We start from the raw sequence: 22971 nt of genomic DNA, 5'->3' as shown, positions 1-22971 counted from the left end.
TCGTCGTGGCGTCCTGCAATAGCCCGGAGGGCCTGTATGAGTTATGTCATCGACCGGCGTCTAAACGGCAAGAACAAGAGCACGGTGAACCGCACGCGTTTCCTGCGGCGTTACCGTGAGCACATCAAGAAGGCGGTCGAGGAAGCCGTGAGCCGGCGCTCCATCACCGACATGGAACACGGCGAGCAGATCAGCATTCCTGCCCGCGACATCGACGAGCCCGCCCTCTATCAGGGCAAGGGCGGACGCCAGACCATCGTCCATCCGGGCAACAAGGAATTCGTCAGCGGCGAACGCATCCCGCGCCCCCAGGGCGGCGGCGGTGGTCAGGGCCAGGGCAAGGCCAGCAACAGCGGCGAAGGTATGGACGAATTCGCCTTCCAAATCACCCAGGACGAGTTCCTCGACTTCATGTTCGAAGACCTGGAGCTGCCCAATCTGGTCAAGAAGCAACTGACCGGCACCGACACCTTCAAGACGGTACGCGCCGGCATCAGCAACGAGGGCAATCCGGCCCGCATCAACATCATCCGCACCCTGCGCGCCTCCCATGCCCGGCGCATCGCCCTCTCCGGCGGCAGCCGCAACAAGTTGCGCGAAGCCAAGGCGGAACTGGCGCGGCTGCGCGTGGAGGAGCCCGACAACCTGGGCGACATCCAGGCGCTGGAAGCCGAGATCGAGCGACTGCGCGCGCGCATCGACAAGGTGCCCTTCCTAGACACCTTCGACCTCAAGTACAACCTGCTCTCCAAGCAGCCCAGCCCCAGCTCGAAAGCGGTGATGTTCTGCCTGATGGACGTCTCCGGCTCCATGACCCAGGCCACCAAGGACATCGCCAAGCGCTTCTACATCCTGCTCTACCTGTTTCTCAAGCGGAATTACGAGCGCATCGAGGTGGTGTTCATCCGTCACCACACCAGCGCCAAGGAAGTGGACGAGGAAGAGTTCTTCTACTCCCGCGAAACCGGCGGCACCATCGTCTCCAGCGCCCTCAAGCTCATGCAGGAAGTCATGGCCGAGCGCTACCCGGTCAACGAGTGGAATCTCTATGCCGCCCAGGCGTCCGACGGCGACAACTGGAATGACGACTCGCCCATCTGCCGGGAGATCCTGACCAAGCAGATCCTGCCCTTCATGCAGTACTACACCTACGTGGAGATCACCCCGCGCGAACACCAGGCGCTGTGGTACGAGTACGAGAACGTTCGCGGTGCGTTCCCGGATTCCTTCTCGCAGCAGCAGATCGTCTCGGCGGGGGATATCTATCCCGTGTTCCGCGAACTGTTCCAGCGGAGACTCGTGTCATGAAGCGTGAGCCCATCTCCACCGGTTCGGAATGGACCTTCGAGCTGATCCAGACCTACGACCGGGAGATCGCCCGGATCGCCAAGCGCTATGCGCTGGACACCTACCCCAACCAGATCGAGGTGATCACCGCCGAGCAGATGATGGATGCCTATGCTTCCGTCGGCATGCCCATCGGCTACAACCACTGGTCCTACGGCAAGCACTTCCTGCATACCGAGAAGCACTACAGCCGCGGCCAGATGGGCCTGGCCTACGAGATCGTGATCAATTCCGATCCCTGCATCGCCTACCTCATGGAAGAGAACACCATGACCATGCAGGCACTGGTGATCGCCCATGCCTGCTATGGCCACAACAGCTTCTTCAAGGGCAACTACCTGTTCCGCACCTGGACCGATGCCAGTTCCATCATCGACTACCTGGTGTTCGCCAAGCAGTACATCACCCAGTGCGAAGAACGCCATGGCATCGATGCCGTGGAAGAACTGCTGGATTCCTGCCATGCCCTGATGAACTACGGCGTGGATCGCTACAAGCGGCCCTATCCGATCTCCGCCGCCGAGGAACGCCAGCGGCAGAAGGAACGCGAAGAGCAGCTGCAACGCCAGGTCAACGATCTCTGGCGGACCATTCCCAAGATGGCCGGCAAGGAGCTGCATGACGAAGGCGCGCGCTTTCCCGCCGAACCCCAGGAAAACATCCTCTATTTCCTGGAAAAGCACGCCCCGCTGCTGGAGCCCTGGCAGCGTGAGGTGATCCGCATCGTGCGCAAGATCGCCCAGTACTTCTATCCCCAGCGCCAGACCCAGGTGATGAACGAGGGCTGGGCTACCTTCTGGCACTACACCCTGCTCAACGATCTCTACGACGAGGGCCTGGTCACCGAAGGCTTCATGTTCGAATTCCTGCAATCCCACGCCGGGGTGATCTACCAGCCGGGCTTCGACAGCCCCTACTACAGCGGCATCAACCCCTACACCCTGGGTTTCGCCATGTTCCGCGACATCCGCCGCATCTGTGAGGACCCTACGGAAGAAGACCGCCGCTGGTTCCCCGACATCGCCGGCAGTGACTGGCTGGCTACCGTCACCTTCGCCATGAAGAGCTTCAAGGACGAGAGCTTCATCCTGCAGTACCTTTCGCCTAAGGTGATCCGCGACCTCAAGCTGTTCAGCATTCTCGATGACGATCAGCGCGACGAACTGGAAGTAGCGGCCATCCACGACGACGCTGGTTATCGCCTGATCCGCGAACAGCTCGCCGCCCAGTACAACCTGGGCAATCGCGAGCCCAATGTGCAGATCTGGAACGTCGACCGGCGGGGTGATCGCTCGCTCACCCTTCGTCACTTCCAGCATGATCGCAAGCCGCTGGGCAATTCTACAGACGAGGTACTCAAGCACCTGCACCGGCTCTGGGGTTTCGACATCCGCCTGGAAAGCATGAGGGGCGAAGACGTCGCCCAGAGCTTCCTTGTTCCACCCCGCCACGAGAGTCGCGACCAGGACCGCCGTCTGGATCTGGCCTCGCCGATCTGAGCCGACCTGGTCTTTCACGCTATCCTAGGCCTCCGCAAGGAGGTCTTTTTCTATGCAAATCTACAAGGTAGGCGGCGCTGTACGCGATCGCCTGCTCGGCCGACCGGTCACCGAAGTGGACTGGGTCGTGGTGGGTGCCACCGCCGAGGCCCTGGCCGCCCAGGGCTTTCGCCCGGTAGGGGCCGACTTTCCGGTCTTCCTGCATCCCGAGACGGGTGAGGAGTACGCCCTGGCCCGTACCGAACGCAAGAGCGGGCGCGGCTATGGCGGCTTTACCTTTCATGCCGCACCCGACGTCACCCTCGAACAGGATCTGATCCGCCGCGACCTTACCGTCAACGCCATGGCCGAGGATGACGAGGGGCATGTCATAGACCCCTATGGCGGGCGCGCCGATCTCCAGGCGCGCCTGTTGCGCCACGTCTCCCCGGCCTTCGCCGAAGACCCCCTGCGTGTGCTACGCGTAGCCCGCTTCGCCGCCCGCTATTGCACCCTGGGGTTTCAGGTGGCGCCCGAGACGCTGCTGCTGATGCAGGAGATGGTCGCCAGCGGCGAGCTGGATGCCCTGACCGCCGAACGGCTGTGGAAGGAAATCTCCCGCGCCCTGCTCGAAGAGCGCCCCGATGTCTTCATTCGGGTACTGCACGATTGCGGTGCCCTGGCCGTGCTCTTGCCGGAAGTCGTGGCACGCTTCGTAGCCGATCGGCCTGAACCGGGTGCCCGGCTCTATGCCACCCTGCGCCAGACGGCAGAGGTACAGGCGTCGCTGAATGTGCGCTGGGCCTGTCTGCTGCTGGACGTACCCGAAGAGCAGCACGCTGCGATCAGCGCCCGCCTCAAGGTCCCGCGCGAACCCGCCGAACTGGCACTGTTGCTGGCTCGCCACTGGCCCACGGCCCTGCAGGCTCGGCAGCTGACACCGGAAGCCTGGTTCGAGCTGCTGCAAGGGTTCGATGTGCTGCGGCGTCCGGCGCGCTTCGAAGAATTCCTCCAAGCCTGCGCCTGTGCGGCGACGGTGAGGACCGACGAGGGCGAGCCGCCGCTGGCCTTGCTGCGCCAGGCTGCCGAGGTGTTGCGTGAGGTGGAGGTACAGCCCCTGGTGTCCCAGGGCTTCAAGGGCGCGGCCCTGGGCGAGGCCCTCAAGCAGGCCCGCATCGACGCCCTGGCACAGCTTTCGTAGGTTGGGCTAAGCGCAGTGGAGCCCTCGCACCCGAGCCCCCTCACCCCAGCCCTCTCACCCCAGCCCTCTCCCAACGGGAGAGGGAGACAAGTTGCACGCCCGTAGGTTGGCGCTGAGCACAGCGAAGCCCAACAACTACCGCGCTACGCTAGCTTGGTGCCAAGCAGTGTCTCTGGGGTGAGCTCGACCCCCTTCCAACTGAAAGACACCGGCCGCAACACCTGGCTGGTCTGGCCACGCATTTCCTGCCACAGCTCGTTGAAGCTACGGCCATTGTCCGGATGCCGCCGCTCGCCCACCAGCAAGGCCAGCGGCCAGAGCACGAAAGCGTTGCGCAGGATCTCGGCGCGCGGCAAGGTCAGGCCCTCGAACTCGCCGGTCAGGTCGCCATGCAGCAAGATGTCGATGTCCAGCGGCAAGCCCTGGCGATCCGGCGCATAGCGGCCACTGCGGGTTTCGATGGCCTTGAGTCTCTGACTCAGGGCCGTGGGATCGAGGTCGGTGTTACCCGCCACCACAAGATTGAAGAAAGGCGCACTGCGGATACCCACGGCCTCGCTTTCGAACACCGGCGAGCACTGCATATCGGTCAGCAGCGTCGCGAGTTCGTCCAGGGCCATGCCCAGGTGCTGCTCGCGCTGGATGTTGCTGCCCAGCCCCAGATAGACCCGGGTCACGCCTGCCCCCGCTCGATCTCCACACCCACGCCACGGGCGGTCGGTACCGCACCGGGCTTGGTGACGCACAGGCGCAGCCAGGGCAATTTGAATTCCGTCTGCAGCAAGGCAGCCAGGCGCTCGGCAAAGGTCTCGACCAGTTCAAAGGCGGTCTCGTGGGCGAAGGTGGTGATGCGCTCGGCCACCGCCGCGTAATTCAGGGTGTGCTCGAGTTCGTCGTTCTCGGCCGCCGCGCGAATGTCCCAGCCCATGGTGAGATCGATGCGCAGGCACTGGCGGATGTCACGCTCCCAGTCGTACACCCCTATCACGGTGTCGACCTCGAGCCCCTCGATGAAAACCTTGTCCACTGCCTTTGCCTCGCACCTTTGCCGTGCTCTGTTTGATCGTCGCCGCCGGCCTATCGTCGGGCGGCGGGCTGTCGGTAGAATCGAGCCTTCTCCTGGCGCGGAACCCTACCATGTTCTGGCTGCTGCTCCTGCTGGCCTACCTGCTGGGCTCGCTCTCCTTCGCCGTGCTGCTCAGTCGCCTGTTCGGCACTCGCGACCCGCGTCACGACGGCTCCGGCAATCCCGGCGCCAGCAACATGCTGCGTCTGGCCGGACGCAAGCTGGCGCTGCTGACCCTAGCCGGCGACCTGAGCAAGAGCCTGATTCCCGTGCTCATCGCTCAGCAGCTGGGACTCTCGCCGCTGCAGCAGGCCTGGATTGGCCTGGCTGCCGTGGTCGGTCATCTCTATCCGCTGTACTTCCACTTCAGAGGCGGCAAGGGCGTCGCCACGGCCGCCGGTCTGCTGCTGGGGGTCTATCCACCCGCTGCCCTGCTGGGTCTCGTCCTTTGGGCCACGGTGTTCGCCACGCTCCGGATCGCCTCCCTGGCGTCGCTGGTGGCGCTGCTCGGCATCCTGCCGCTGTTCGCCTGGCAGCGCCCGGACCTGCTGGCGCCGATGCTGCTGCTCGCGCTGCTCATCCTGATTCGCCATAGACACAATCTGCGCGCCCTGCGTCAGGGGACCGAGCGTCATTTTTGACCCTGGCGCCGCACAGGGATTACCCGGCGACGCCTTCCGCTCGTCTCAGAGCGCCGCCAGCTGTTCCATGGGCCAGCGCGCCTTGACGGCAATGGCCGGACCCTCGTGCTGACCAGCCAGCAACCGCTGGCAACCGGCATAGGCGATCATGGCACCATTGTCGGTGCAGAAGCGCGGCCGGGCATAGAAGACGTGACCACCCAGCTCGCCAAGCATCTGCTCCAGCGTCTGGCGCAGCGCCTGGTTGGCACTGACGCCACCGGCGATCACCAGCGACTTCAGACCGGCCTGCTTCAGCGCTCTCTTGCACTTGATCGTCAGGGTCTCGACCACCGCCGTCTGGAAGGCCAGGGCGATATCGCAGCGGGTCTGCTCGCCATCGTCACCGGCGGCCTTGCAACGCTGCCAGGTGGTGAGGGTGAACGTCTTGAGACCACTGAAGCTGAATTCCAGCCCTGGCCGATCGGTCATCGGTCGCGGGAAGACGAAGCGGCCTGGGACGCCACGCTCGGCCAGGCGCGCGATTTCCGGTCCGCCCGGATAGCTCAGGCCCAACAGCTTGGCGGTCTTGTCGAAGGCCTCGCCGGCAGCGTCGTCCAGGGACTCGCCCAGCACCGTATAGCGACCGATGCCATCCACCTGCACCAGCTGGGTGTGGCCACCGGAGACCAGCAGGGCGACGAAGGGAAACTGCGGCGGCTGCTCTTCGAGCATGGGCGCCAGCAGATGACCTTCCATATGGTGGACGCCCAAGGCGGGCACGCCCCAGGCCAGCGCCAATGCCTGGGCGCAGGCCGCGCCCACCAGCAGGGCGCCGACCAGACCGGGACCGGCGGTATAGGCGATGGCGTCCACGTCTTCAGGGCGGCTGCCCGCCTCGTCCAGCACTTCGCGGATCAGCGGCAGCATGCGCTTGACGTGGTCGCGCGAAGCGAGCTCCGGCACCACGCCACCGTAGACGCGGTGCAGATCGATCTGGCTGAACAGCGCATCAGCCAGCAGGCCACGCTCGCTGTCGTAGAGGGCGACGCCGGTTTCATCGCAGGACGTTTCCAGTCCCAGAACACGCATGGAGATAAGCCTTCGAGGGTATAAGATGTCAGGCTGCGCATGATAAGCGCCGCTTCCAGCACCGGCCAGCGCTTTTCGTCCGCCGGGGCTTGGCAGCAAGGCAGTTGAAGAGTTACTATCCGCAACCCTTAAAAACCGACGCTTCCCGTGCCCTTTTGCCGCTAGCGTTGGATTAAACCTCGGTAAATTTGAAGGTACGACCTGGATGCCCAACGTCAAAGTCAAAGAAAACGAACCCTTCGACGTAGCGCTGCGTCGTTTCAAGCGTTCCTGCGAGAAGGCTGGTGTACTGGCCGAAGTTCGTAGCCGCGAGTTCTACGAAAAGCCCACCGCTGAGCGCAAGCGTAAAGCTGCCGCCGCGGTCAAGCGTCACGCCAAGAAAGTACAGCGCGAGCAGCGCCGTCGCGAGCGCCTGTACTGAGTTACAGCGCTCTTCTGGCGTTATAAGACAACCCGACCTTTGGTCGGGTTGTTTGTTTCTGGCCTTCCCGTTTCGCCCTGGCGTCCTCTAGCGCTAGACTGCCCTCCTCGCTCCACCCTCCGATCTTCGCCCTTCTATCCAGACGCTGACCATGGCCGGACTCATCCCGCAAGGCTTCATCGACGACCTGCTCAATCGCACCGACATCGTCGAGGTGGTGGGCGCGCGAGTGAAGCTCAAGAAGGCCGGCAAGAACTGGATGGCCTGTTGCCCCTTCCATAATGAGAAGACGCCCTCCTTCAGCGTCAGCCCTGACAAGCAGTTCTACTACTGCTTTGGCTGCGGCGCGGGTGGCAATGCCCTGGGCTTCATCATGGACCACGACAACCTCGAATTTCCCGAGGCGGTCGAGGAGCTGGCCAAGCGCGCCGGCGTGGAAGTACCGCGCGAAGAGAGCGGCGGTCGGCGCAAGCCACGCCAACCCACGGATTCCCCGCTCTACCCCTTGCTGGCCGCAGCCGCCGAGTTCTATCGCCTGGCGCTGCGCAACCACCCCAAGCGTCAGGCGGCGGTGGACTACCTGAAGAAGCGTGGCCTGACCGGCGAGATCGCCCGCGACTTCGGCCTGGGCTTCGCCCCGCCCGGCTGGGACAACCTGGGCAAGCACCTGGGCGGCGATGACCTCCAGCAGAAGGCCATGCTCGATGCCGGCCTCCTGGTGGAAAACGCCGAGAGCGGCAAGCGCTACGACCGCTTTCGCGACCGGGTGATCTTCCCCATCCGCGACAGCCGTGGCAGGGTCATCGCCTTTGGCGGCCGCGTGCTGGGCGACGACAAGCCCAAGTACCTCAACTCGCCGGAGACCCCGGTCTTCCACAAGGGCCAGGAACTCTACGGCCTGTTCGAGGCGCGCAAGCACAACCGCGACCTGGACGAGATCCTGGTCGTGGAAGGCTACATGGACGTCATCGCCCTGGCCCAGCAAGGCATCCGCAATGCCGTGGCCACCCTGGGCACCGCCACCAGCGAAGAGCACATCAAGCGGCTGTTTCGCATCGTGCCGAGCATCCTGTTCTGCTTCGACGGCGACCAGGCCGGCCGTAGCGCCGCCTGGCGCGCCCTGGAATCGGCGCTACCGGTGCTCAAGGATGGCTTTCGGGTGCGCTTCCTGTTCCTGCCCGAAGGTGAAGACCCGGATACCCTGGTACGTGCCGAGGGCGCGGATGCCTTCCAGGCACGCTTCGTCCAGCAGGCCCAGCCGCTGGCCGAGTACTTCTTCCAGCAGCTCATGATCGAAGCGGATCCAGCCACCCTGGAAGGCAAGGCGCACCTGGCTACCTTGGCGGCGCCGCTAATCGAGAAGATCCCTGGCAACAACCTGCAGCTGCTGATGCGCCAGCGCCTGAGCGAACTCACTGGCCTGGGCAACGAGGCCTTGAGCCAGCTGGCACCCGCCGCGCCGCCGCAGGACGCTCCTCCCATGGACTATGGCGACTACGCCTATGCCCATGCCGAAGAAGCCCCCGCGCAGCAGCAGTGGACGCCACGCCGCGAAGGCAAGGGCGGGCGCGATGGCAAGGGCTGGAAAAAGGATTTCAACGGCAAGGGTGGCGGCGAGCGCATTCCACGTCAGCCTCCGGTCAAGGTTGAGACGCCGGTACTGGCCGCGCTGCGCAGCCTGCTGCACCACCCGACCCTGGCCCAGGCGGTACAGGACGCCCGCAACCTGGCCGAGGAAAGCGATCAGTACGCCCAGCTGCTGGTCGCCCTGGTCGAGGCGCTGCAGAAGAAACCGGGACAGAGCACCCTGGCGCTCATCGCGCGCTGGCACGGCACCGAACAGGGCCGACTGCTGCGCGCCCTGGCGGAAAAAGAATGGCTGATTGCCGGCGACAACCTTGAACAACAGTTTTTCGACACCATAACGAGGTTAGCCGCCAGCCAGCGTGATCGCTCGCTGGAGCAACTCCTACGCAAGGCGCGACAGAGCGAGCTGAGCTCCGAAGACAAGGACCGCCTACGCGAACTCCTCAGCCGTCCGGCGGGGTCCGTGACCTAACTGGCACGACCACCGTCTAACCGGCTATAATGTTCAGCTATTTTTGCCCGCCTAAGCCTTCAGTGGAAGGGTACCTATGTCCGGAAAAGCGCAACAGCAATCCCGTCTGAAAGAATTGATCGCCCGCGGTCGTGAGCAGGGTTACCTGACTTACGCGGAGGTCAATGACCACCTACCGGAGGATATTTCAGATCCGGAACAGGTGGAAGACATCATCCGCATGATCAATGACATGGGGATCAACGTATTCGAAACCGCGCCGGACGCCGATGCCCTGCTGCTGGCCGAGACGGATACCGACGAAGCCGCCGCCGAAGAAGCCGCTGCCGCCCTGGCCGCAGTGGAGAGCGACGTCGGCCGCACCACCGACCCGGTGCGCATGTACATGCGTGAAATGGGTACCGTGGAGCTCCTGACCCGCGAAGGCGAGATCGAGATCGCCAAGCGCATCGAGGAAGGCATCCGCGAAGTCATGGGTGCCATCGCCCAGTTCCCGGGCACCGTCGACTACATCCTCAGCGAATACACCCGTGTCACCACCGAAGGCGGTCGGCTGTCCGACGTCCTCGCCGGCTACATTGATCCCGACGACGGCAGCCTGCCGAACGAGAGCAATGAGCTGCCCGTCCCGAACAAGGCCACCGATGCCAAGGCCGTGGACGACGAGAAGGACGAGGAAGAAGAGAGCGACGACGCCGACGAGGAAGAAGGCGACGGCGGTCCGGATCCGGAAGAGGCTCGCCTGCGTTTCGGCGCGGTCGCCGAGCAGCTGGAAAAGACCAAGAAGGTGCTGAAGAAGCACGGCCGCGATAACGACCACGCCGTGGAAGAATTCGTCGCCCTGGCCCTGCTGTTCTCGCCGATCAAGTTGGTGCCCAAGCAGTACGAAGCCCTAGTGATCCGCGTGCGCGAGTCCCTGGAACGCGTCCGTGGCCTCGAGCGCGCCATCATGCAGCTGGCCGTACGTGATGCCCGTATGCCGCGTGCTGACTTCCTGCGCCACTTCCCCGGCAACGAGACCAACACCGAGTGGACCGCTGGCCTGCTCAAGGGCAAGCCCAAGTACGCCGAAGGTCTCGAGCGCTTCCAGGCCGACATCCAGGCCAAGCAGGCCCAGTTGGCTGAACTTGAGCGTAACTACGAGCTGAAAGTCTCGCAGATCAAGGACATCAACCGCGCCATGTCCATTGGCGAGGCCAAGGCCCGCCGCGCCAAGAAGGAAATGGTCGAGGCCAACCTGCGTCTGGTGATCTCCATCGCCAAGAAGTACACCAACCGTGGCCTGCAATTCCTCGATCTGATCCAGGAAGGCAACATCGGCCTGATGAAGGCGGTGGACAAGTTCGAATACCGCCGTGGCTACAAGTTCTCCACCTATGCCACCTGGTGGATTCGCCAGGCCATCACCCGCTCCATCGCCGACCAGGCGCGCACCATCCGGATTCCGGTGCACATGATCGAGACGATCAACAAGCTGAACCGGATCTCCCGCCAGATGCTGCAGGAGATGGGTCGCGAGCCGACCCCGGAAGAGCTGGGCGAGCGCATGGAGATGCCCGAGGACAAGATCCGCAAGGTGCTCAAGATCGCCAAGGAACCGATCTCCATGGAGACGCCCATCGGCGACGACGAGGATTCGCACCTGGGCGATTTCATCGAGGACAGCAGCATGCAGTCCCCGATCGAAGTGGCCACCAGCGAAAGCCTCAAGGAAGCCACCCGCGACGTGCTCTCCGGCCTCACCGCCCGTGAAGCCAAGGTCTTGCGCATGCGTTTCGGCATCGACATGAACACTGACCACACCCTCGAGGAAGTGGGCAAGCAGTTCGACGTCACCCGCGAGCGTATCCGCCAGATCGAAGCCAAAGCCCTGCGCAAGCTGCGACACCCTTCCCGCAGCGAACACCTGCGCTCCTTCCTCGACGAGTAAGGCGCCCGCGCTGCACCAGAAAACCGGAGCCCAGGCTCCGGTTTTTTTATGCCCGACAAGGGTTTGGCGATCCTCCCCCACCCCGGTATACTCCACCGCGCTATAGGGCCTATAGCTCAGTTGGTTAGAGCAGAGGACTCATAATCCTTTGGTCCACGGTTCGAGTCCGTGTGGGCCCACCAGCTTTCAGGAGCCGCGCTTTGCGCGGCTTTTTCATGTCTGCAAATCGCTTCTCACGCTTCTGGCGCTCACACATGCAACAGCGCCAATACCCCAACGGCTACCCCTCCCCCCGCCACCCCATACACCGCCGCCTGCAACCAACGCCGCCGGGTCAGCAAAGTGATGGCGGCCAGAGAGATGGCGACCTGCATCAGCATGGTGGCCTGGGCCCAACGGTGGTGGCGGTGGAGCTGGGTTTCACTCAGGGCTTCATTGGCATCGACCTTGGCTTCCAGGGCTTCAGCCTTGGTGCGGATTTCGGCCTTTTGCTGGGCATAGCGTTGGCTGTCTTGGATGAAGCGTTGGGCAGTATCAGGGTTGGTAGCGAGCGCGGCGCCGAGGTCGGCGAGGTTCTGTTTTTCGCCCTTGGCCTGGTAGTAGCCCCACTGGTTGGCGGCTTCGGTCTTGGCGATGGCTTCTTCGTTCTTGTAGTAGAGCGCCAGGCTCTCGGCGTTGCCGCCCTGGTAGGCGCAGAGCGCGCCTAGCGTCGCGAGGATGGCGGTGGTGACGGCGATGCGGCCGGTGAGGCTGTCGCGGCGATGGGGGCCGTGGGCGGCGTGTTCCACTTCGTGGTCGTGAGGGCCTTGGACTTCGTATTCGCTGGGCAAGACTCAGCTCCGCTGCGGATTCCTGCGGCAAGGCTAGCCGGGCTGGCTTAAGGCCTTCTTAAGGTGTTAGTTCTGGCTCAGTCTGTCGAGCAATTCGCGAGCATAGTAGACCCGATGACGACGCTGCGCCGGTTCGCTAAGGATGCCGCAGTTGACCAGAACTTCTAAGGCCTTGTTGGCCGTCGGAAAGGACACGCCAAGCCATAGCTGTACCTGGCGCACGGTCACCACCGGCTGGGCCAGTAATAGGCGGGGCAGCTTGAGCGCCGCGGCGTCACTACGTAATCCGAGCGCTTCGAGTTGTTTTTGCCAACGCTGCTCCACCCCCGTCATATCCTGGGCGATGGTTACGGCGGAGCGGCAGGCATGGGTGACAGCCTCAGCCAGGAAGGTGCACCAGGGAGCCCAGTCGCCGCGAAGCTGCGTAGCCGCCAGGCTATCGTAGTAGTCCCGCCGATTACGTAGCAGGAAGCCCGAGAGGTATAGCGGTGGATAGCCTTCAGTGGCTAGCAGCAATGGCAGCAGCAGGCGTCCTACCCGTCCATTACCGTCGACGAAAGGGTGGATGGTCTCGAACTGGGCATGCGCCAGAGCCAATTGCGCAACGATGGAGAGTTCGCCCTGTTCGTCCTCAGCTGGCGTGTAGTGCAGCACATCGCGCACGAAGGCAGCCATGCACTCCGGTAGGTATTCAGGTGGTGGCGCTACAAAGGTGGCGTCCTCGATCCGTCGACTCTGCCCGATCCAGGCCTGAGTGAGACGGTATTCGCCTGGTCGATAGGCTTCTCCAGCGTCATGCATCAGGTCAGCGTGCAACTGTTTGACCAGACGCTCATCCAAAGCCGATCGGCTGCCCTGTTGGCGATAGGTGGCCAGCCCAAATTCCAGCGCCTGCACGTAGCGCTGGGTAATGCCCGCATCGGCGGGCAAGCCCTCGCCACCCGTCACTTCATACTCGAAAAGCTCAGGAAGTTGCGTGCGTGTGCCCTCGATCTGCGAGCTGTGCACCGCCTCCCGCCGTGCCAGGGTACGGGTGATCAGGTCGTGGTTCGGCAGTAACTGGCTGGAAGCCTTGAGCATACCTAGGGCCTCCTGGGCGTCCTGTAAGGCTCGGCTCAGCCCGCCCCCCATAGGTAGCCGTCGCGGCACGGGCGGCGGCACCAGCGCATAACAATGGGGATAGTCTGAACAACGAACCAAGCAAGCCTGGCGCTCGGGGCTTAAATCCTGCTTTCGCATGGCGCTATCTATTAACAAGCAATCGGCTTATTAAAGGATAACCTATAAAGCCTTAATAAGCGCTTAACCTATGTAAGTTAAAGCTTGGGCAATCGCGCCTGCAGCCAGCGCCTTAGCGGGCCGGCTACCCAGCGCTGCATGGCCAGGCCGAGCAGGACGATGAGCACCAGATGCAGCGGCAGCATCCAGCCGGGAATGGGGATGGGCAGGGCCAGCACCTCACCGACGTCTTCGGCCAGGTCTTCGAGACTGTCGCCGGCCAGGTGCATCCAGCCCAACAAGGTGCGGGTCCAGGGTTCGAGCACGCCGATCAGCGGAGTGTGGACGGCGAAGATGCACAGCGAGGCCTCGCCGAGGCGCTGGGCCAGGCGGCGCACGCCGGCGCGATCGGGCTCGCCGAAGGTGGCGCAGGCCAGCAGCACGGCGGCCTGGAAGGGCGTCAGCAGGCCATTGTGGACCAGGTAGAACCAGCGGCGGCCATCGCCTTCCAGCAGCAGGGCGCCCAGCCACAGGCCGGTCAGGCCGAACAGCAGCAGGGGTACGCGCAGGCGCTGGGTCGTCTCGGCCACCCAGGGCTCCTGCACGGCGCGATAGAGCAGGATGCCAAGCAGAAATTCCGGTAGGCGGATCAGCGGATTGCGATGGATGACGCCCACGGTGACGGTATCGAAGGCCTGGGCCCAGGTGGCCACCAACGGGCCGAGCAGATAGAGCCCCCAGAGCACGGCGGCAGCCAGGGCCCAGCGGCGCAGGCGCATTAGTCGCGGGCCCAGCAGCGGGAACAGCAGGTAGAAGAACAGCAGCGCCGAGATCGACCAGGCGGCACCGTTGAGCCAGAGGAAGCGCGGCTCCCAGGACTGCAGCAGGAGCAGTTGCAGGAGCACATGGGTGGTGGCGGCCAGCCAGGTCAGCGGCAGCATTTCGTCGAGCTCGCTGCCCTCCTCCAGCTGCAGGTAGGGATGCTGGTTGTAGTAAACCGGCACCCCGTGCTCCAGCCAGGAGTCCTGGGACAGCCAGTAGGACAGGCCCAGCGCCACCAGCAGGGTGAGCAGGTGGATGGGATAGAGGTTGCACAGCCGGCGCAGCACGAAGCCGCGCGAGCTGCCCTTGAGCGCACCCTGGCGATCCAGGCTGACATGGGCCAGCAGAAAGCCAGAGAGCAGGAAGAAGGTGCTGGTGGCGAAGAAGCCCATGCCGGCCAAGCGGCGGAAGGCGTCCGGCAGATCGCTGTAGAGCCCGCCCAGGTGGTAGACGACCATGTACAGCGCCATGAGGAATCTCAGCCATTCCAGGCCGTAGTAACGGGCGGTGGGGCGGAGCGCGGGTGAGGGGGTCATGGCGGCGCTTTACGGCAGGTAGAGCGTGATTATAAGCCGCTTGGGCACGGCCCTTGCCGCTACTCATGACAAAAGCATGACAACCGGTGTCCTGAGATTACCAGACGCTGGTCAGCGGGCGAGCCAGGACTCCTCCGCCAGGAGTCCTGCTGCAGCTGAGTTCGACTGCCGCTCAGCCCGCGAAAGTGGGCTCGGGCAATCCCTGCACCCCGGGATCCAGGGCGAACAGCCCGCCGGCCAGTGGCTGGTCGGTGAGATCCCCGCCCGGACGGATGGAGGTGACGAACAGGGTGTCCAGGTTGCGTCCACCGAAGGCGCACATGGCGGGCTTCTTGACCGGCACGGCCAGGGAGCGATCCAGGCGGCCATCGGGGGTGAAGCGGTGGATCAGACCTGCATCGTTGCCGCAGATCCAGTAGCAGCCGTCTACATCCACCGCGGCGCCGTCGGGCCGGCCGGGATGGGCATTCATGTCGACGAACAACCGCCGGTTGCCTGGCGTGCCCGTGTCGGGATCGTAGTCGAAGGCCCAGATCAGCTGGCGGCTGGGATGGGAGTCGGACAGGTAGAGGGTGCGGCCATCGGGACTCAGGGCCAAGCCGTTGGGGACGATGAGGTCGTCCAGCAGCAACCGAGCGCCCTCACCTGCCGTGTGGTTGTAGAGGCGCCCGGCGGTCGCGCCCTGGGCCATGTCCTGCACCATGGTGCCCACTAGGAAACGGCCCTGGCGATCGCAGCGACCGTCGTTGCATCTCATGGCCGACTGGGCATGATCGAGGGCGATCAGGCACTCGCCACTGAGCTGGCCGGAAGCCTCGGCCTGCAGCGCGAAGAGGCCACTTTCCAGACCTGCGAGCCAGCCGCCGCCTTCGCGGGCGGCGATGCAGGCGAGCATTTCCGGTGCGCTCCAGCTGTCCAGGGCACCGGCCGGTGTCCAACGGTGCAGACGTTTAGCAGGGATGTCGACCCAGTAGAGCGCCTGTTCAGCGACGTGCCACACCGGGCACTCGCCTGTGGCGTTGCGAGCATCGACCAGTAGTTCAGCGGTCATGACGGGCACCCTCAGTCGTCGAAGGGGCCAGTGGCGGCGAAGGCACCACCCTGGTAGACCCCCGACGGATCGTCCGCTGCCGGCATGGGCTGGGCCTCGACCTTGGCGCGGAACTGCTCGGAGTTGTCCTTGGGCTGGAAGCCCAGGTGCGCGGCCAGGCGGTTGTCCCACCAGCTGTCGCGGTTGTCGGAGGCGCCATAGACGATGGTGTGGCCGACGTCGGGGGTGGTCAGGCTGCGCAGGATAAGGTCGGTCAGGTCCTCGTAGCTTAGCCAGGTGGCGAGCATGCGGCGGTTCTGCGCCTCAGGGAAGGAGGAGCCGATGCGGATGCTCACTGTCTCGATGCCATAGCGATCGAAGTAGAAGCTGGCCAGGTCTTCGCCAAAGGCCTTGGACAGGCCGTAGTAGCTGTCCGGACGCTGGGGCACGCTGGCGTCGATGCGCTGATCCTGGCGGTAGAAGCCGATGACATGGTTGGAGCTGGCGAAGATGATACGCTTCACCCCGTGGCGTCGCGCGGCCTCATAGAGGTTGAAGGTACCGCGGATGTTGGCTTCGAGGATGGGCTCGAATGCATGTTCGGTGGAGATGCCACCAAAGTGCAGGATGGCATCGACGCCTTCCACCAGGGCATGGACGCCGGCCTTGTCCGCCAGGTCGCAGGTCACTACCTCTTCCGCCGGCCCCTGGGCGGCGTCCATCGGAGCGATATCGGACAGGCGCAGGATCTCGGCGTGGGGCTTGAGCCGCTGACGCAGCTCCTTGCCCAGACCGCCGGCGGCGCCGGTCAGCAACAGACGGTGGAAATGGGATGAGCGAGCTTCGGACATGACTGGGCGCCTTCTTATGGAGTTATCTGGCAAGAGGTACGACATCCCACCTCTTTTTACGATTCTCGCGAGCGCTTAGGGTCCTGTCAATGCTACCTAAGCGGACAGACAGGGCAGCCGTAGCCTAAACGTCGCGCCCTGTCCGGCGATGCTTTCCACGTGCAGACTGCCGCGGTGCGCCTTGACGATCTGGTCGGCGATGTAGAGCCCCAGGCCCAGGCCGGCGATGTTCTCGGTACCGCTGGCGCGCTCGAACTGGCGGAAGATCAGCGCCTGGTGCTCCACCGGGATGCCGATGCCGTGGTCCTTGACGCTCAGCTCTACCTCCGCCCCATCGCTGCGCAGGCAGATTTCCACGGGCCGACCGGCGCCGTATCTCATGGCATTGGTCAGCAGGTTGGTAATCACCTGCTCGATGCGGAATTCGTCCCAGAAACCGGGCGCCGGACCTTCGGCGTGCAGCTCCACCGGACAGCCGGCTGCGGCGAACTGCGAGGTGAAGCTGTCCACCACGGTGTTCACCAGGGCGGCGAGATCGCACTGCGAGGGGCGGATGGACAACTTGCCGGTGCGGATGCGCGAGATATCGAGCATGTCGTCGATCAGGTGCACCAGGCGCTGGATCTGGCGCTCGTCGCGCTCGGCCATGCCGGCCAGCTTGTCGGGGGTGAAGGCTTCCAGCTTGCCCTTGTCCAGGTACATGCGGCGCAGCTGGGCTTCGAGCATCAGGGTGTTGAGCGGCGTCTTGAGTTCGTGGGAGACCATGGACATGAAATCGTCCCGGGTGCGCACCGCCTGCTGCAGCTCCACCTGGGTCTGGCGCAGCTCGGCCAGCAGGACCTCCTGCTCCTGACGGCTCTGTTCCAGGGCCACCAACTGCTCGGCCAGGCGCTTGCGGTGCCAGTAGAGGTCGACGAAGACCCGGGTCTTGCTCTTGACCGCATGGACATCGAGGGGCTTGTGCAGGAAGTCCACCGCACCGCTTTCGTAGCCCTTGAAGGCGTAGTTGAGATCGCGGCCGGCGGCGCTGACGAAGACGATGGGAATGTGCCGGGTCTTTTCCAGGCCGCGCATCATCTCCGCCAGTTCGAAGCCGTTCATGCCGGGCATCTGCACATCGAGGATCGCCAGGGCGAATTCGTGCATCAGCAGGAGCTCCAGCGCCGCTTCGGCGGAGGTGGCCTGGAAAATCTCCAGCGCCTCGCTGCGCAGCAAGGCTTCCAGTGCCAGGAGATTCTCCGGCAGGTCGTCTACGAGCAGAATCTTCGCCTGCTCGACGGGTACTTCAGCCATGATCGCGTTCCAGCTCGATGAGCAATAGATGGATGCCCGGCACATCCAGCACGAAATCCGGGTGGAATCTCTTCAACGCCGCCTCGGGCATGGTCGGCACCTCGGCCGATTGCGGCGACTGGACGATGGTCACCGCGCCGTTCTGAGCCAGGGCGTGCAGGCCACTGGCACCGTCATGGTTGGCACCGGTGAGCAGGATGCCGCAGACCTGTTCACCCAGGGCATCGGCCGCGCTTTCGAACAGCACATCGATGGACGGCCGGGAAAACTGCACCGGCTCGTCGCGCGAGAGCGACAGGGTGAAGTCGTCTTCTACCAGCAGGTGATAACCCGGCGGCGCGAAATACAGAGTGCCCGGCAGTATAGCGTCCTTGTCCTCGGCTTCACGCACCTGCAAGGCGAGCCGCGCCTGGAACAACTCGGCTAGGCGCGAATTACGGTCGTCCGGCAGGTGCAGGACCACGGCCAGCGGCAGGCGGAAGCTGGCTGGAAGCGTCGAGAGCAGACGCAGCAGCACCTGCAGCCCGCCGGCAGAGGCTCCGATGACGATGAGGCGCAACGGTTTCACGGGTGGAAACATGCTAGAGCCTGCGGAACAGGCGTTCCTGCTTCACCACCGGCTCGAAGTGGCTGGCATAGGCGGAGAAGTCCAGCGACTCCTTGCTGCCCAGGCCGAGAAAGCCGCGGTGACTCAAGGACTCGTGAAACAGGCCGAGCGCCCGGTTTTGCAGATTCTTGTTGAAGTAGATGAGCACGTTGCGGCAGGACACCAGCTGGGTCTCGGAAAAGACGCTGTCGGTGGCCAGGCTGTGGTCGGCGAAGGTGACGTTGGCAATCAGCGACTTGTCGAACAGCGCACCGTCGTAGGCCGCGGTGTAATAGTCGGAGAAGGCCCGAGTGCCGCCCGCTTTTTGATAGCTGGCGGTATAGGCGCGCATCCGCTCCAGCGGAAAGATGCCCTGGTGGGCCTTCTCCATGGAGCGCGGATTGATGTCGGTGGCATAGAACAAGGTACGGTCGAGCAGCCCCTCTTCTTGGAACAGGATGGCCATCGAGAAGACTTCCTCACCGGTGCTGCAACCGGCAATCCACACCTTGAGCGAGGGATAGGTGCGCAGCACCGGCACGACCTGTTGGCGCAGGGCGAGGAAGTAGCCCGGATCGCGAAACATCTCGCTCACCGGGATGGTAATGAATTGCAGTAGCTCGGCGAACAGCGCCGGATCGCGCAGCACCCGCTCCTGTAGCGCCGAGATGCTCGGGCAGTCGAAGCGTGTCAACGCCTGCAGCACCCGGCGCTTGAGCGAGGCCTTGGAATAATTGCGGAAATCGTGGCTGTATCTCAGGAAGACGCCTTCCAGCAGCAACCTCAGCTCGATGTCCTGCAGCCGTTCGCTCATGACTTACAGGCGCTCCAGCGAGGGCATCCAGACGCGGATCAGCGAGAACAGCCGATCCAGGTCGATGGGCTTGGCCAGGTAGTCGCTGGCACCCGCGGCGAGGCAGCGCTCCTGGTCGTCCTTCATCGCCTTGGCGGTGATGGCGATGATCGGCAGCTTCTTCATGTGCGGTCGCTTGCGGATCTCACGCATGGCTTCGTAGCCGTCCATCATCGGCATCATGATGTCCATCAGCACCAGGTCGATGGTGTCGCTGTTGTCGAGCTTTTCCAGCGCTTCCAGGCCGTTGCGGGCGATCTCCACCTTGGCACCCTTCTGCTCCAGGGCGCTGGTGAGGGCGAAGATGTTACGCACGTCGTCGTCCACCAGCAGCAGGGTGCGGCCGTCGAAGGCCTTCTCGCGGCTGCGGGCACTCTCCAGCATGCGCTGACGATCGAGCGGCATGTCGGCCTCGATCTTGTGCAGGAACAGAGTCACCTCGTCGAGCAGCCGCTCCGGCGAGCGGGCGCCCTTGATGATGATGGAGCGCGAATACTTGAGCAGCGTAGCTTCTTCATCACGCGACAGGCTGCGCCCGGTGTAGACGATGACCGGCGGGAAGGAGCAGATGTCTTCGCTGGCCATGCGTTCGAGCAGTTCACCGCCTTCCATGTCGGGGAGCTTGAGGTCGATGACCATGCAGTCGTAGAGCTCGTCGCGCAGCAGTTCCAGGGCCTGACTGCCCATCTCCACCGCGGTGATCTCCACGTCCACGTCGCCGATCAGCTTGGCGATGCTGTCGCGCTGCAGGGCATCGTCTTCCACCAGCAGCACGCGTTTGATGCCAGCGGCGAACTTGGACTCCAGGCGGGTGAAGGCTTCGCGGAGCTCGTCGCGGGTGGTGGGCTTGATGGCATAGCCGACCGCGCCCATGTGCATGGCGGTCTCGACACGGTCCGAGGCCGAGACCACGTGCACCGGGATGTGGCGGGTCAGCGGATTTTCCTTGAGCCGCTCCAGCACCGTGAGGCCGGAATGATCCGGCAGCCCCATGTCCAGCAGGATGGCATCGGGGCGGTATTCCAGGGCGATAGCGAAGCCTTCCTCGGCACGATGGGCGACCAGGCAGCTGTACTTCAGCTCATGGGCGAGATCGAAGAGGATCTGGGCGAAGGGTACTTCGTCCTCGATCACCAGCACCCGGCGATCCGGATAGGGCCAGTTGTCTCGGTCGTCGGCGAAGGCGGCACCCACGGGTGCCGCCGCCTCGGTGACCGGCGCCGCCGCGGGCGGACGCGGTGTAGCGGCCAGGGTCGTCAGGGGCGTGGGCGCGGATACCGGGGTGGTAGGCACGGCAGAAGCGCTCACCGGCGTCACTGGCAGAGTGGGCGCAGCGGTCTCCTGGTACTCCAGCGGCAGACGCAGGGTGAAGGTACTGCCCTCGCCCGGCTGGCTGGTGACGCTCAGGGTACCGCCCAGCAACAGCGCCAGATCGCGGGAGATCGACAGCCCGAGACCGGTACCGCCATAGCGACGGGTGATGGCACCGTCCGCCTGGCGGAAGGCTTCGAAGATCAGCTCCTGCTGCTCGGCAGCGATACCGATGCCGGTATCCCTGACGGCAAAGCTGGGCTGGCCATCTTCCAGGGACAGGCGCAGGGTGACCTGGCCGTGTTCGGTGAACTTGAAGGCGTTGGACAGGAGGTTCTTGAGGATCTGTTCGACCCGTTGCCGATCGCTGAAGAAGGACGTTGGCATCTGCGCGTCCAGCTCCACCACAAAGCCGACGCCCTTGTTCTGGGCCACCGGCTCGAAGGCGGTCTTCAGGGCTTCCACCAGGCGGCGCACGGACATCTGCTCCGGGCGGATCTCCAGCATGCCGGCCTCGACCTTGGAGATGTCGAGAATGTCGTTGATCAGGGTGAGCAGATCGTTGCCCGCCGAGTAGATGGACTCGGCGTAGCGCACCTGTTCGCCGCTCAGGTTGCCGGCCGGGTTGTCCGCCAGCAACTTGGACAGGATCAGCGAGCTGTTCAGCGGCGTGCGCAGCTCGTGGGACATGTTCGCCAGGAATTCGGACTTGTACTGACTGGCCCGCTCCAGCTCGCGCGCACGGTCCTCCAGCAGTTGCTGGGCCTCGTTCAGGCGATTGTTGCGGTCATCCAGCACGTCGCGCTGTTGCAGCAGTTCTTGAGCCTGCTCGGACAGCTGCTCGTTGGTCTGCTCCAGCTCGGCCTGCTGCTGCTCCAGATGAACCTGGGATTCCTTGAGCGCCTGGGACTGTTCCTCCAGCTCTTCGTTGGCGGTGCGCAGTTCTTCCTGCTGCACCTGCAGCTCTTCGTTGAGCTGCTGGGTTTCTGCCAGCACCTGCTGCAGGCGCTGGCGATAACGGGCTGCCTCCACAGAGGAGCCGATGGAGTCGGCGATCAGCGTCAGCAACTCTTTGTCCTGCGGCCGCAGGGCACGCAGGAAGCCCAGTTCGAGCACGCCATTTACCCGACCATCGTTCTCGATGGGCACGATAAGCGCGGCGCTGGCCTGGCGCTCGCCCAGGGCCGAATTGACCTTGAGGTAGTCGGCGGGCAGTTGCTCCAGCGCCACCGCACGCCCTTCCAGTACGGCCTGGCCCGCCAGGCCTTCGCCCGGTGCCAGCCGCTGGCGACGGCGACGCCCCTCGTCATCCAGGGCATAGTCGGCCACTCGCTCCAGGCTACCGTCATCGAGGCGGACATAAAGAGCGCCAGCGGCGGCGCCCAGGTAGCGCGCCAGGAATTGCAGGATGCTCTGCCCCAAGGGCGCCAGCGCCGCCTGGCCAATGACGGCCTCGGACAGCTGATTCTGGCCCGAGCGGAACCAGCTCTGCCGCTCCAGATTCTCGGTGTGCTCGGCCTGTTGGTCGAGCAGGCCGGTATAGGTAGCGGAGAGCCGCATGAGCTCGCGGCGACCAAAGAAGGCCATGATGCCCGACAGCAGCAGGCTGACGATCAGGAAGGCGGCGACGAACACCACCGTCATGCGGCTGGCCGTCTCGGTGCGATCGGCGCGCATCTGCTCTTCGTAGGCGATGAAATCGGTGTAATCGCGGCGGATGCTGTCGATGCGGTTCTTGCCCTGGCCATCGTTCAGCGATGTCTGGAAATCGCCACCCAGCCGTCGCGCTTCGATCACCTGATTCGCATACTGGCGCCACTCACGGTGCACCGCCTCGATCCGCTCCAGCCGGCGAATCTGCACAGCACTGTCGCTGACCAGATTCTTGAGCTCATCGAGCTGTGGCTCGACGTCGGGCAGGGCCCGCTCATAGGGCTGCAGGAAACTGGTGTTGCCGCTCAGCAGGTAGCCACGCATCCCGGTTTCCAGATCGACCACCAGCCGGAAGTTGGCGTTGGCCTCGCTGATGACGCGGTCGGTGTGCTCGACCCATTGGGTGACTTTCAGCAGGTAATAGATGATGGCGATGAAAAAGATCGCACTGAAGACGCCGATGCTCAGAGGCAGCGAGAGATTGCGTTTGAGGATCTTGCTGAAGTGCTTCTGATCGAGGGGCGACTCGCGATTCATGAGGTCTGAAAGCCTTGTACGGGACGAAACGATCGGCGACGGCAAAGCGTCTGCCTACGGGGTAGGCCGTCACCAGGAAGTCACGGCCGGGCACCGCTCGGGACTTGGCGCACCTTGGCCGGCCCCTCGCGAAACCGCCTGGAGAGTGCACGCTCGCCAGGACAGAGACGCCCGTTCGCTAAGGCTGTCGCCCTGGCTGGCGCCGACTCCCAACCTCGCCGATCGACTCCGGACGCA

19 protein-coding genes and 1 tRNA gene are annotated in these 22971 nt (G+C 64.0%); 8 read left to right on the top strand and 12 right to left on the bottom strand.

All coding sequences use genetic code 11. The features are described from left to right. The first annotated feature begins 36 nt into the window (after nt 1-36). Genes ACWPW1_RS02600 through ACWPW1_RS02590 form a run of 3 tightly spaced genes read left to right on the top strand, consistent with a single transcriptional unit; the run spans nt 37 to nt 4026 of the window. On the top strand, nt 37-1308 hold the full coding sequence (locus ACWPW1_RS02600; protein ID WP_231357120.1) for a YeaH/YhbH family protein: 1272 nt from the start codon (nt 37-39) through the stop codon (nt 1306-1308). Beyond that, nucleotides 1305-2846, top strand: a complete 1542-nt coding sequence (locus ACWPW1_RS02595) for a SpoVR family protein (protein ID WP_059313304.1) — start codon at nt 1305-1307, stop codon at nt 2844-2846. Before ACWPW1_RS02600 ends, ACWPW1_RS02595 begins: the two co-directional genes overlap by 4 nt. 52 nt (nt 2847-2898) lie before the next feature. After that, the gene (locus ACWPW1_RS02590; RefSeq protein ID WP_434775632.1) at nt 2899-4026 is read left to right on the top strand and encodes a multifunctional CCA addition/repair protein; all 1128 of its coding nucleotides are present in this window, start codon (nt 2899-2901) and stop codon (nt 4024-4026) included. A gap of 143 nt (nt 4027-4169) precedes the next feature. Here ACWPW1_RS02590 and folK read toward each other — a convergent pair whose 3' ends face one another. Continuing rightward, nucleotides 4170-4703 (bottom strand): 2-amino-4-hydroxy-6-hydroxymethyldihydropteridine diphosphokinase, encoded by a 534-nt coding sequence (folK, locus tag ACWPW1_RS02585; RefSeq protein ID WP_434775631.1) that lies wholly within the window; start codon nt 4701-4703, stop codon nt 4170-4172. Next, nucleotides 4700-5053 carry a dihydroneopterin aldolase gene (folB, locus tag ACWPW1_RS02580; RefSeq protein ID WP_434775630.1) on the bottom strand — a complete coding sequence of 118 codons (354 nt, stop codon included), beginning with the start codon at nt 5051-5053 and terminating at the stop codon, nt 4700-4702. The genes folK and folB overlap by 4 nt, the downstream gene beginning before the upstream one ends. A gap of 110 nt (nt 5054-5163) precedes the next feature. Here folB and plsY point away from each other — a divergent pair, with 110 nt between their 5' ends. After that, nucleotides 5164-5733: a glycerol-3-phosphate 1-O-acyltransferase PlsY gene (plsY, locus tag ACWPW1_RS02575; protein WP_434775629.1), complete on the top strand. Its 570-nt coding sequence runs from the start codon at nt 5164-5166 to the stop codon at nt 5731-5733. 45 nt (nt 5734-5778) lie between these two features. Here plsY and tsaD read toward each other — a convergent pair whose 3' ends face one another. Further along, complete coding sequence (tsaD, locus tag ACWPW1_RS02570) at nt 5779-6804, bottom strand: tRNA (adenosine(37)-N6)-threonylcarbamoyltransferase complex transferase subunit TsaD (RefSeq protein WP_257704707.1); 1026 nt, start codon at nt 6802-6804, stop codon at nt 5779-5781. Between the two features lie 205 nt (nt 6805-7009). On the opposite strand from tsaD, the gene rpsU reads away from it, so the two are divergent. From rpsU to ACWPW1_RS02550, 4 genes are all read left to right on the top strand, one after another. Beyond that, the gene (gene rpsU, locus ACWPW1_RS02565) at nt 7010-7225 is read left to right on the top strand and encodes a 30S ribosomal protein S21 (RefSeq protein WP_007159750.1); all 216 of its coding nucleotides are present in this window, start codon (nt 7010-7012) and stop codon (nt 7223-7225) included. A gap of 151 nt (nt 7226-7376) precedes the next feature. After that, nucleotides 7377-9284 carry a DNA primase gene (gene dnaG, locus ACWPW1_RS02560; protein WP_434775628.1) on the top strand — a complete coding sequence of 636 codons (1908 nt, stop codon included), beginning with the start codon at nt 7377-7379 and terminating at the stop codon, nt 9282-9284. 76 nt (nt 9285-9360) lie between these two features. Then, nucleotides 9361-11214 carry an RNA polymerase sigma factor RpoD gene (rpoD, locus tag ACWPW1_RS02555; RefSeq protein WP_434775627.1) on the top strand — a complete coding sequence of 618 codons (1854 nt, stop codon included), beginning with the start codon at nt 9361-9363 and terminating at the stop codon, nt 11212-11214. A 105-nt stretch (nt 11215-11319) separates the two neighbouring features. Continuing rightward, nucleotides 11320-11396, top strand: a tRNA-Ile gene (locus ACWPW1_RS02550). A 66-nt stretch (nt 11397-11462) separates the two neighbouring features. Here the strand turns inward: ACWPW1_RS02550 and ACWPW1_RS02545 are convergent. The 9 genes from ACWPW1_RS02545 to ACWPW1_RS02505 all read right to left on the bottom strand — a co-directional run bounded on the left by ACWPW1_RS02545 (nt 11463) and on the right by ACWPW1_RS02505 (nt 22734). After that, entirely contained in the window at nt 11463-12044 is a 582-nt protein-coding gene (locus tag ACWPW1_RS02545) for a DUF4337 domain-containing protein (protein WP_434775626.1), read from the bottom strand. Nucleotides 12045-12110: 66 nt separating this feature from the next. Then, nucleotides 12111-13175, bottom strand: a complete 1065-nt coding sequence (locus ACWPW1_RS02540; RefSeq protein ID WP_454253894.1) for a Fic family protein — start codon at nt 13173-13175, stop codon at nt 12111-12113. A 185-nt stretch (nt 13176-13360) separates the two neighbouring features. Beyond that, nucleotides 13361-14620, bottom strand: a complete 1260-nt coding sequence (locus ACWPW1_RS02535) for an acyltransferase family protein (RefSeq protein WP_434775624.1) — start codon at nt 14618-14620, stop codon at nt 13361-13363. 172 nt (nt 14621-14792) lie between these two features. Next, the gene (locus tag ACWPW1_RS02530; RefSeq protein WP_434775623.1) at nt 14793-15671 is read right to left on the bottom strand and encodes an SMP-30/gluconolactonase/LRE family protein; all 879 of its coding nucleotides are present in this window, start codon (nt 15669-15671) and stop codon (nt 14793-14795) included. Nucleotides 15672-15682: 11 nt separating this feature from the next. Continuing rightward, a complete protein-coding gene (locus ACWPW1_RS02525) occupies nt 15683-16501 on the bottom strand; it encodes an NAD-dependent epimerase/dehydratase family protein (protein WP_434775622.1) in 819 nt (272 codons plus the stop codon). Between the two features lie 96 nt (nt 16502-16597). Then, nucleotides 16598-17794 (bottom strand): ATP-binding protein, encoded by a 1197-nt coding sequence (locus tag ACWPW1_RS02520; protein ID WP_434775621.1) that lies wholly within the window; start codon nt 17792-17794, stop codon nt 16598-16600. Next, nucleotides 17787-18374: a chemotaxis protein CheB gene (locus ACWPW1_RS02515; RefSeq protein WP_434775620.1), complete on the bottom strand. Its 588-nt coding sequence runs from the start codon at nt 18372-18374 to the stop codon at nt 17787-17789. Before ACWPW1_RS02515 ends, ACWPW1_RS02520 begins: the two co-directional genes overlap by 8 nt. A 1-nt stretch (nt 18375) precedes the next feature. Next, a complete protein-coding gene (locus ACWPW1_RS02510) occupies nt 18376-19194 on the bottom strand; it encodes a CheR family methyltransferase (protein WP_434775619.1) in 819 nt (272 codons plus the stop codon). Nucleotides 19195-19197: 3 nt separating this feature from the next. Next, nucleotides 19198-22734, bottom strand: a complete 3537-nt coding sequence (locus tag ACWPW1_RS02505) for a response regulator (RefSeq protein ID WP_434775618.1) — start codon at nt 22732-22734, stop codon at nt 19198-19200. Nucleotides 22735-22971 lie beyond the last annotated feature (237 nt).

The organism is Pseudomonas sp. Marseille-Q7302, assembly GCF_965111925.1.
This window is presented reverse-complemented; position numbering and strand designations above follow the sequence as displayed.

What these genes read in the sequence shown, in the direction of transcription:
- ACWPW1_RS02600 (WP_231357120.1), top strand. Translation starts at nt 37, where the DNA reads ATGAGTTATGTCATCGACCGGCGTCTAAACGGCAAGAACAAGAGCACG.
- ACWPW1_RS02595 (WP_059313304.1), top strand. Translation starts at nt 1,305, where the DNA reads ATGAAGCGTGAGCCCATCTCCACCGGTTCGGAATGGACCTTCGAGCTG.
- ACWPW1_RS02590 (WP_434775632.1), top strand. Translation starts at nt 2,899, where the DNA reads ATGCAAATCTACAAGGTAGGCGGCGCTGTACGCGATCGCCTGCTCGGC.
- plsY (WP_434775629.1), top strand. Translation starts at nt 5,164, where the DNA reads ATGTTCTGGCTGCTGCTCCTGCTGGCCTACCTGCTGGGCTCGCTCTCC.
- tsaD (WP_257704707.1), bottom strand. Translation starts at nt 6,804, where the DNA reads ATGCGTGTTCTGGGACTGGAAACGTCCTGCGATGAAACCGGCGTCGCC.
- rpsU (WP_007159750.1), top strand. Translation starts at nt 7,010, where the DNA reads ATGCCCAACGTCAAAGTCAAAGAAAACGAACCCTTCGACGTAGCGCTG.
- dnaG (WP_434775628.1), top strand. Translation starts at nt 7,377, where the DNA reads ATGGCCGGACTCATCCCGCAAGGCTTCATCGACGACCTGCTCAATCGC.
- rpoD (WP_434775627.1), top strand. Translation starts at nt 9,361, where the DNA reads ATGTCCGGAAAAGCGCAACAGCAATCCCGTCTGAAAGAATTGATCGCC.
- ACWPW1_RS02540 (WP_454253894.1), bottom strand. Translation starts at nt 13,175, where the DNA reads ATGGGGGGCGGGCTGAGCCGAGCCTTACAGGACGCCCAGGAGGCCCTA.
- ACWPW1_RS02535 (WP_434775624.1), bottom strand. Translation starts at nt 14,620, where the DNA reads ATGACCCCCTCACCCGCGCTCCGCCCCACCGCCCGTTACTACGGCCTG.
- ACWPW1_RS02530 (WP_434775623.1), bottom strand. Translation starts at nt 15,671, where the DNA reads ATGACCGCTGAACTACTGGTCGATGCTCGCAACGCCACAGGCGAGTGC.
- ACWPW1_RS02525 (WP_434775622.1), bottom strand. Translation starts at nt 16,501, where the DNA reads ATGTCCGAAGCTCGCTCATCCCATTTCCACCGTCTGTTGCTGACCGGC.
- ACWPW1_RS02520 (WP_434775621.1), bottom strand. Translation starts at nt 17,794, where the DNA reads ATGGCTGAAGTACCCGTCGAGCAGGCGAAGATTCTGCTCGTAGACGAC.
- ACWPW1_RS02515 (WP_434775620.1), bottom strand. Translation starts at nt 18,374, where the DNA reads ATGTTTCCACCCGTGAAACCGTTGCGCCTCATCGTCATCGGAGCCTCT.
- ACWPW1_RS02510 (WP_434775619.1), bottom strand. Translation starts at nt 19,194, where the DNA reads ATGAGCGAACGGCTGCAGGACATCGAGCTGAGGTTGCTGCTGGAAGGC.
- ACWPW1_RS02505 (WP_434775618.1), bottom strand. Translation starts at nt 22,734, where the DNA reads ATGAATCGCGAGTCGCCCCTCGATCAGAAGCACTTCAGCAAGATCCTC.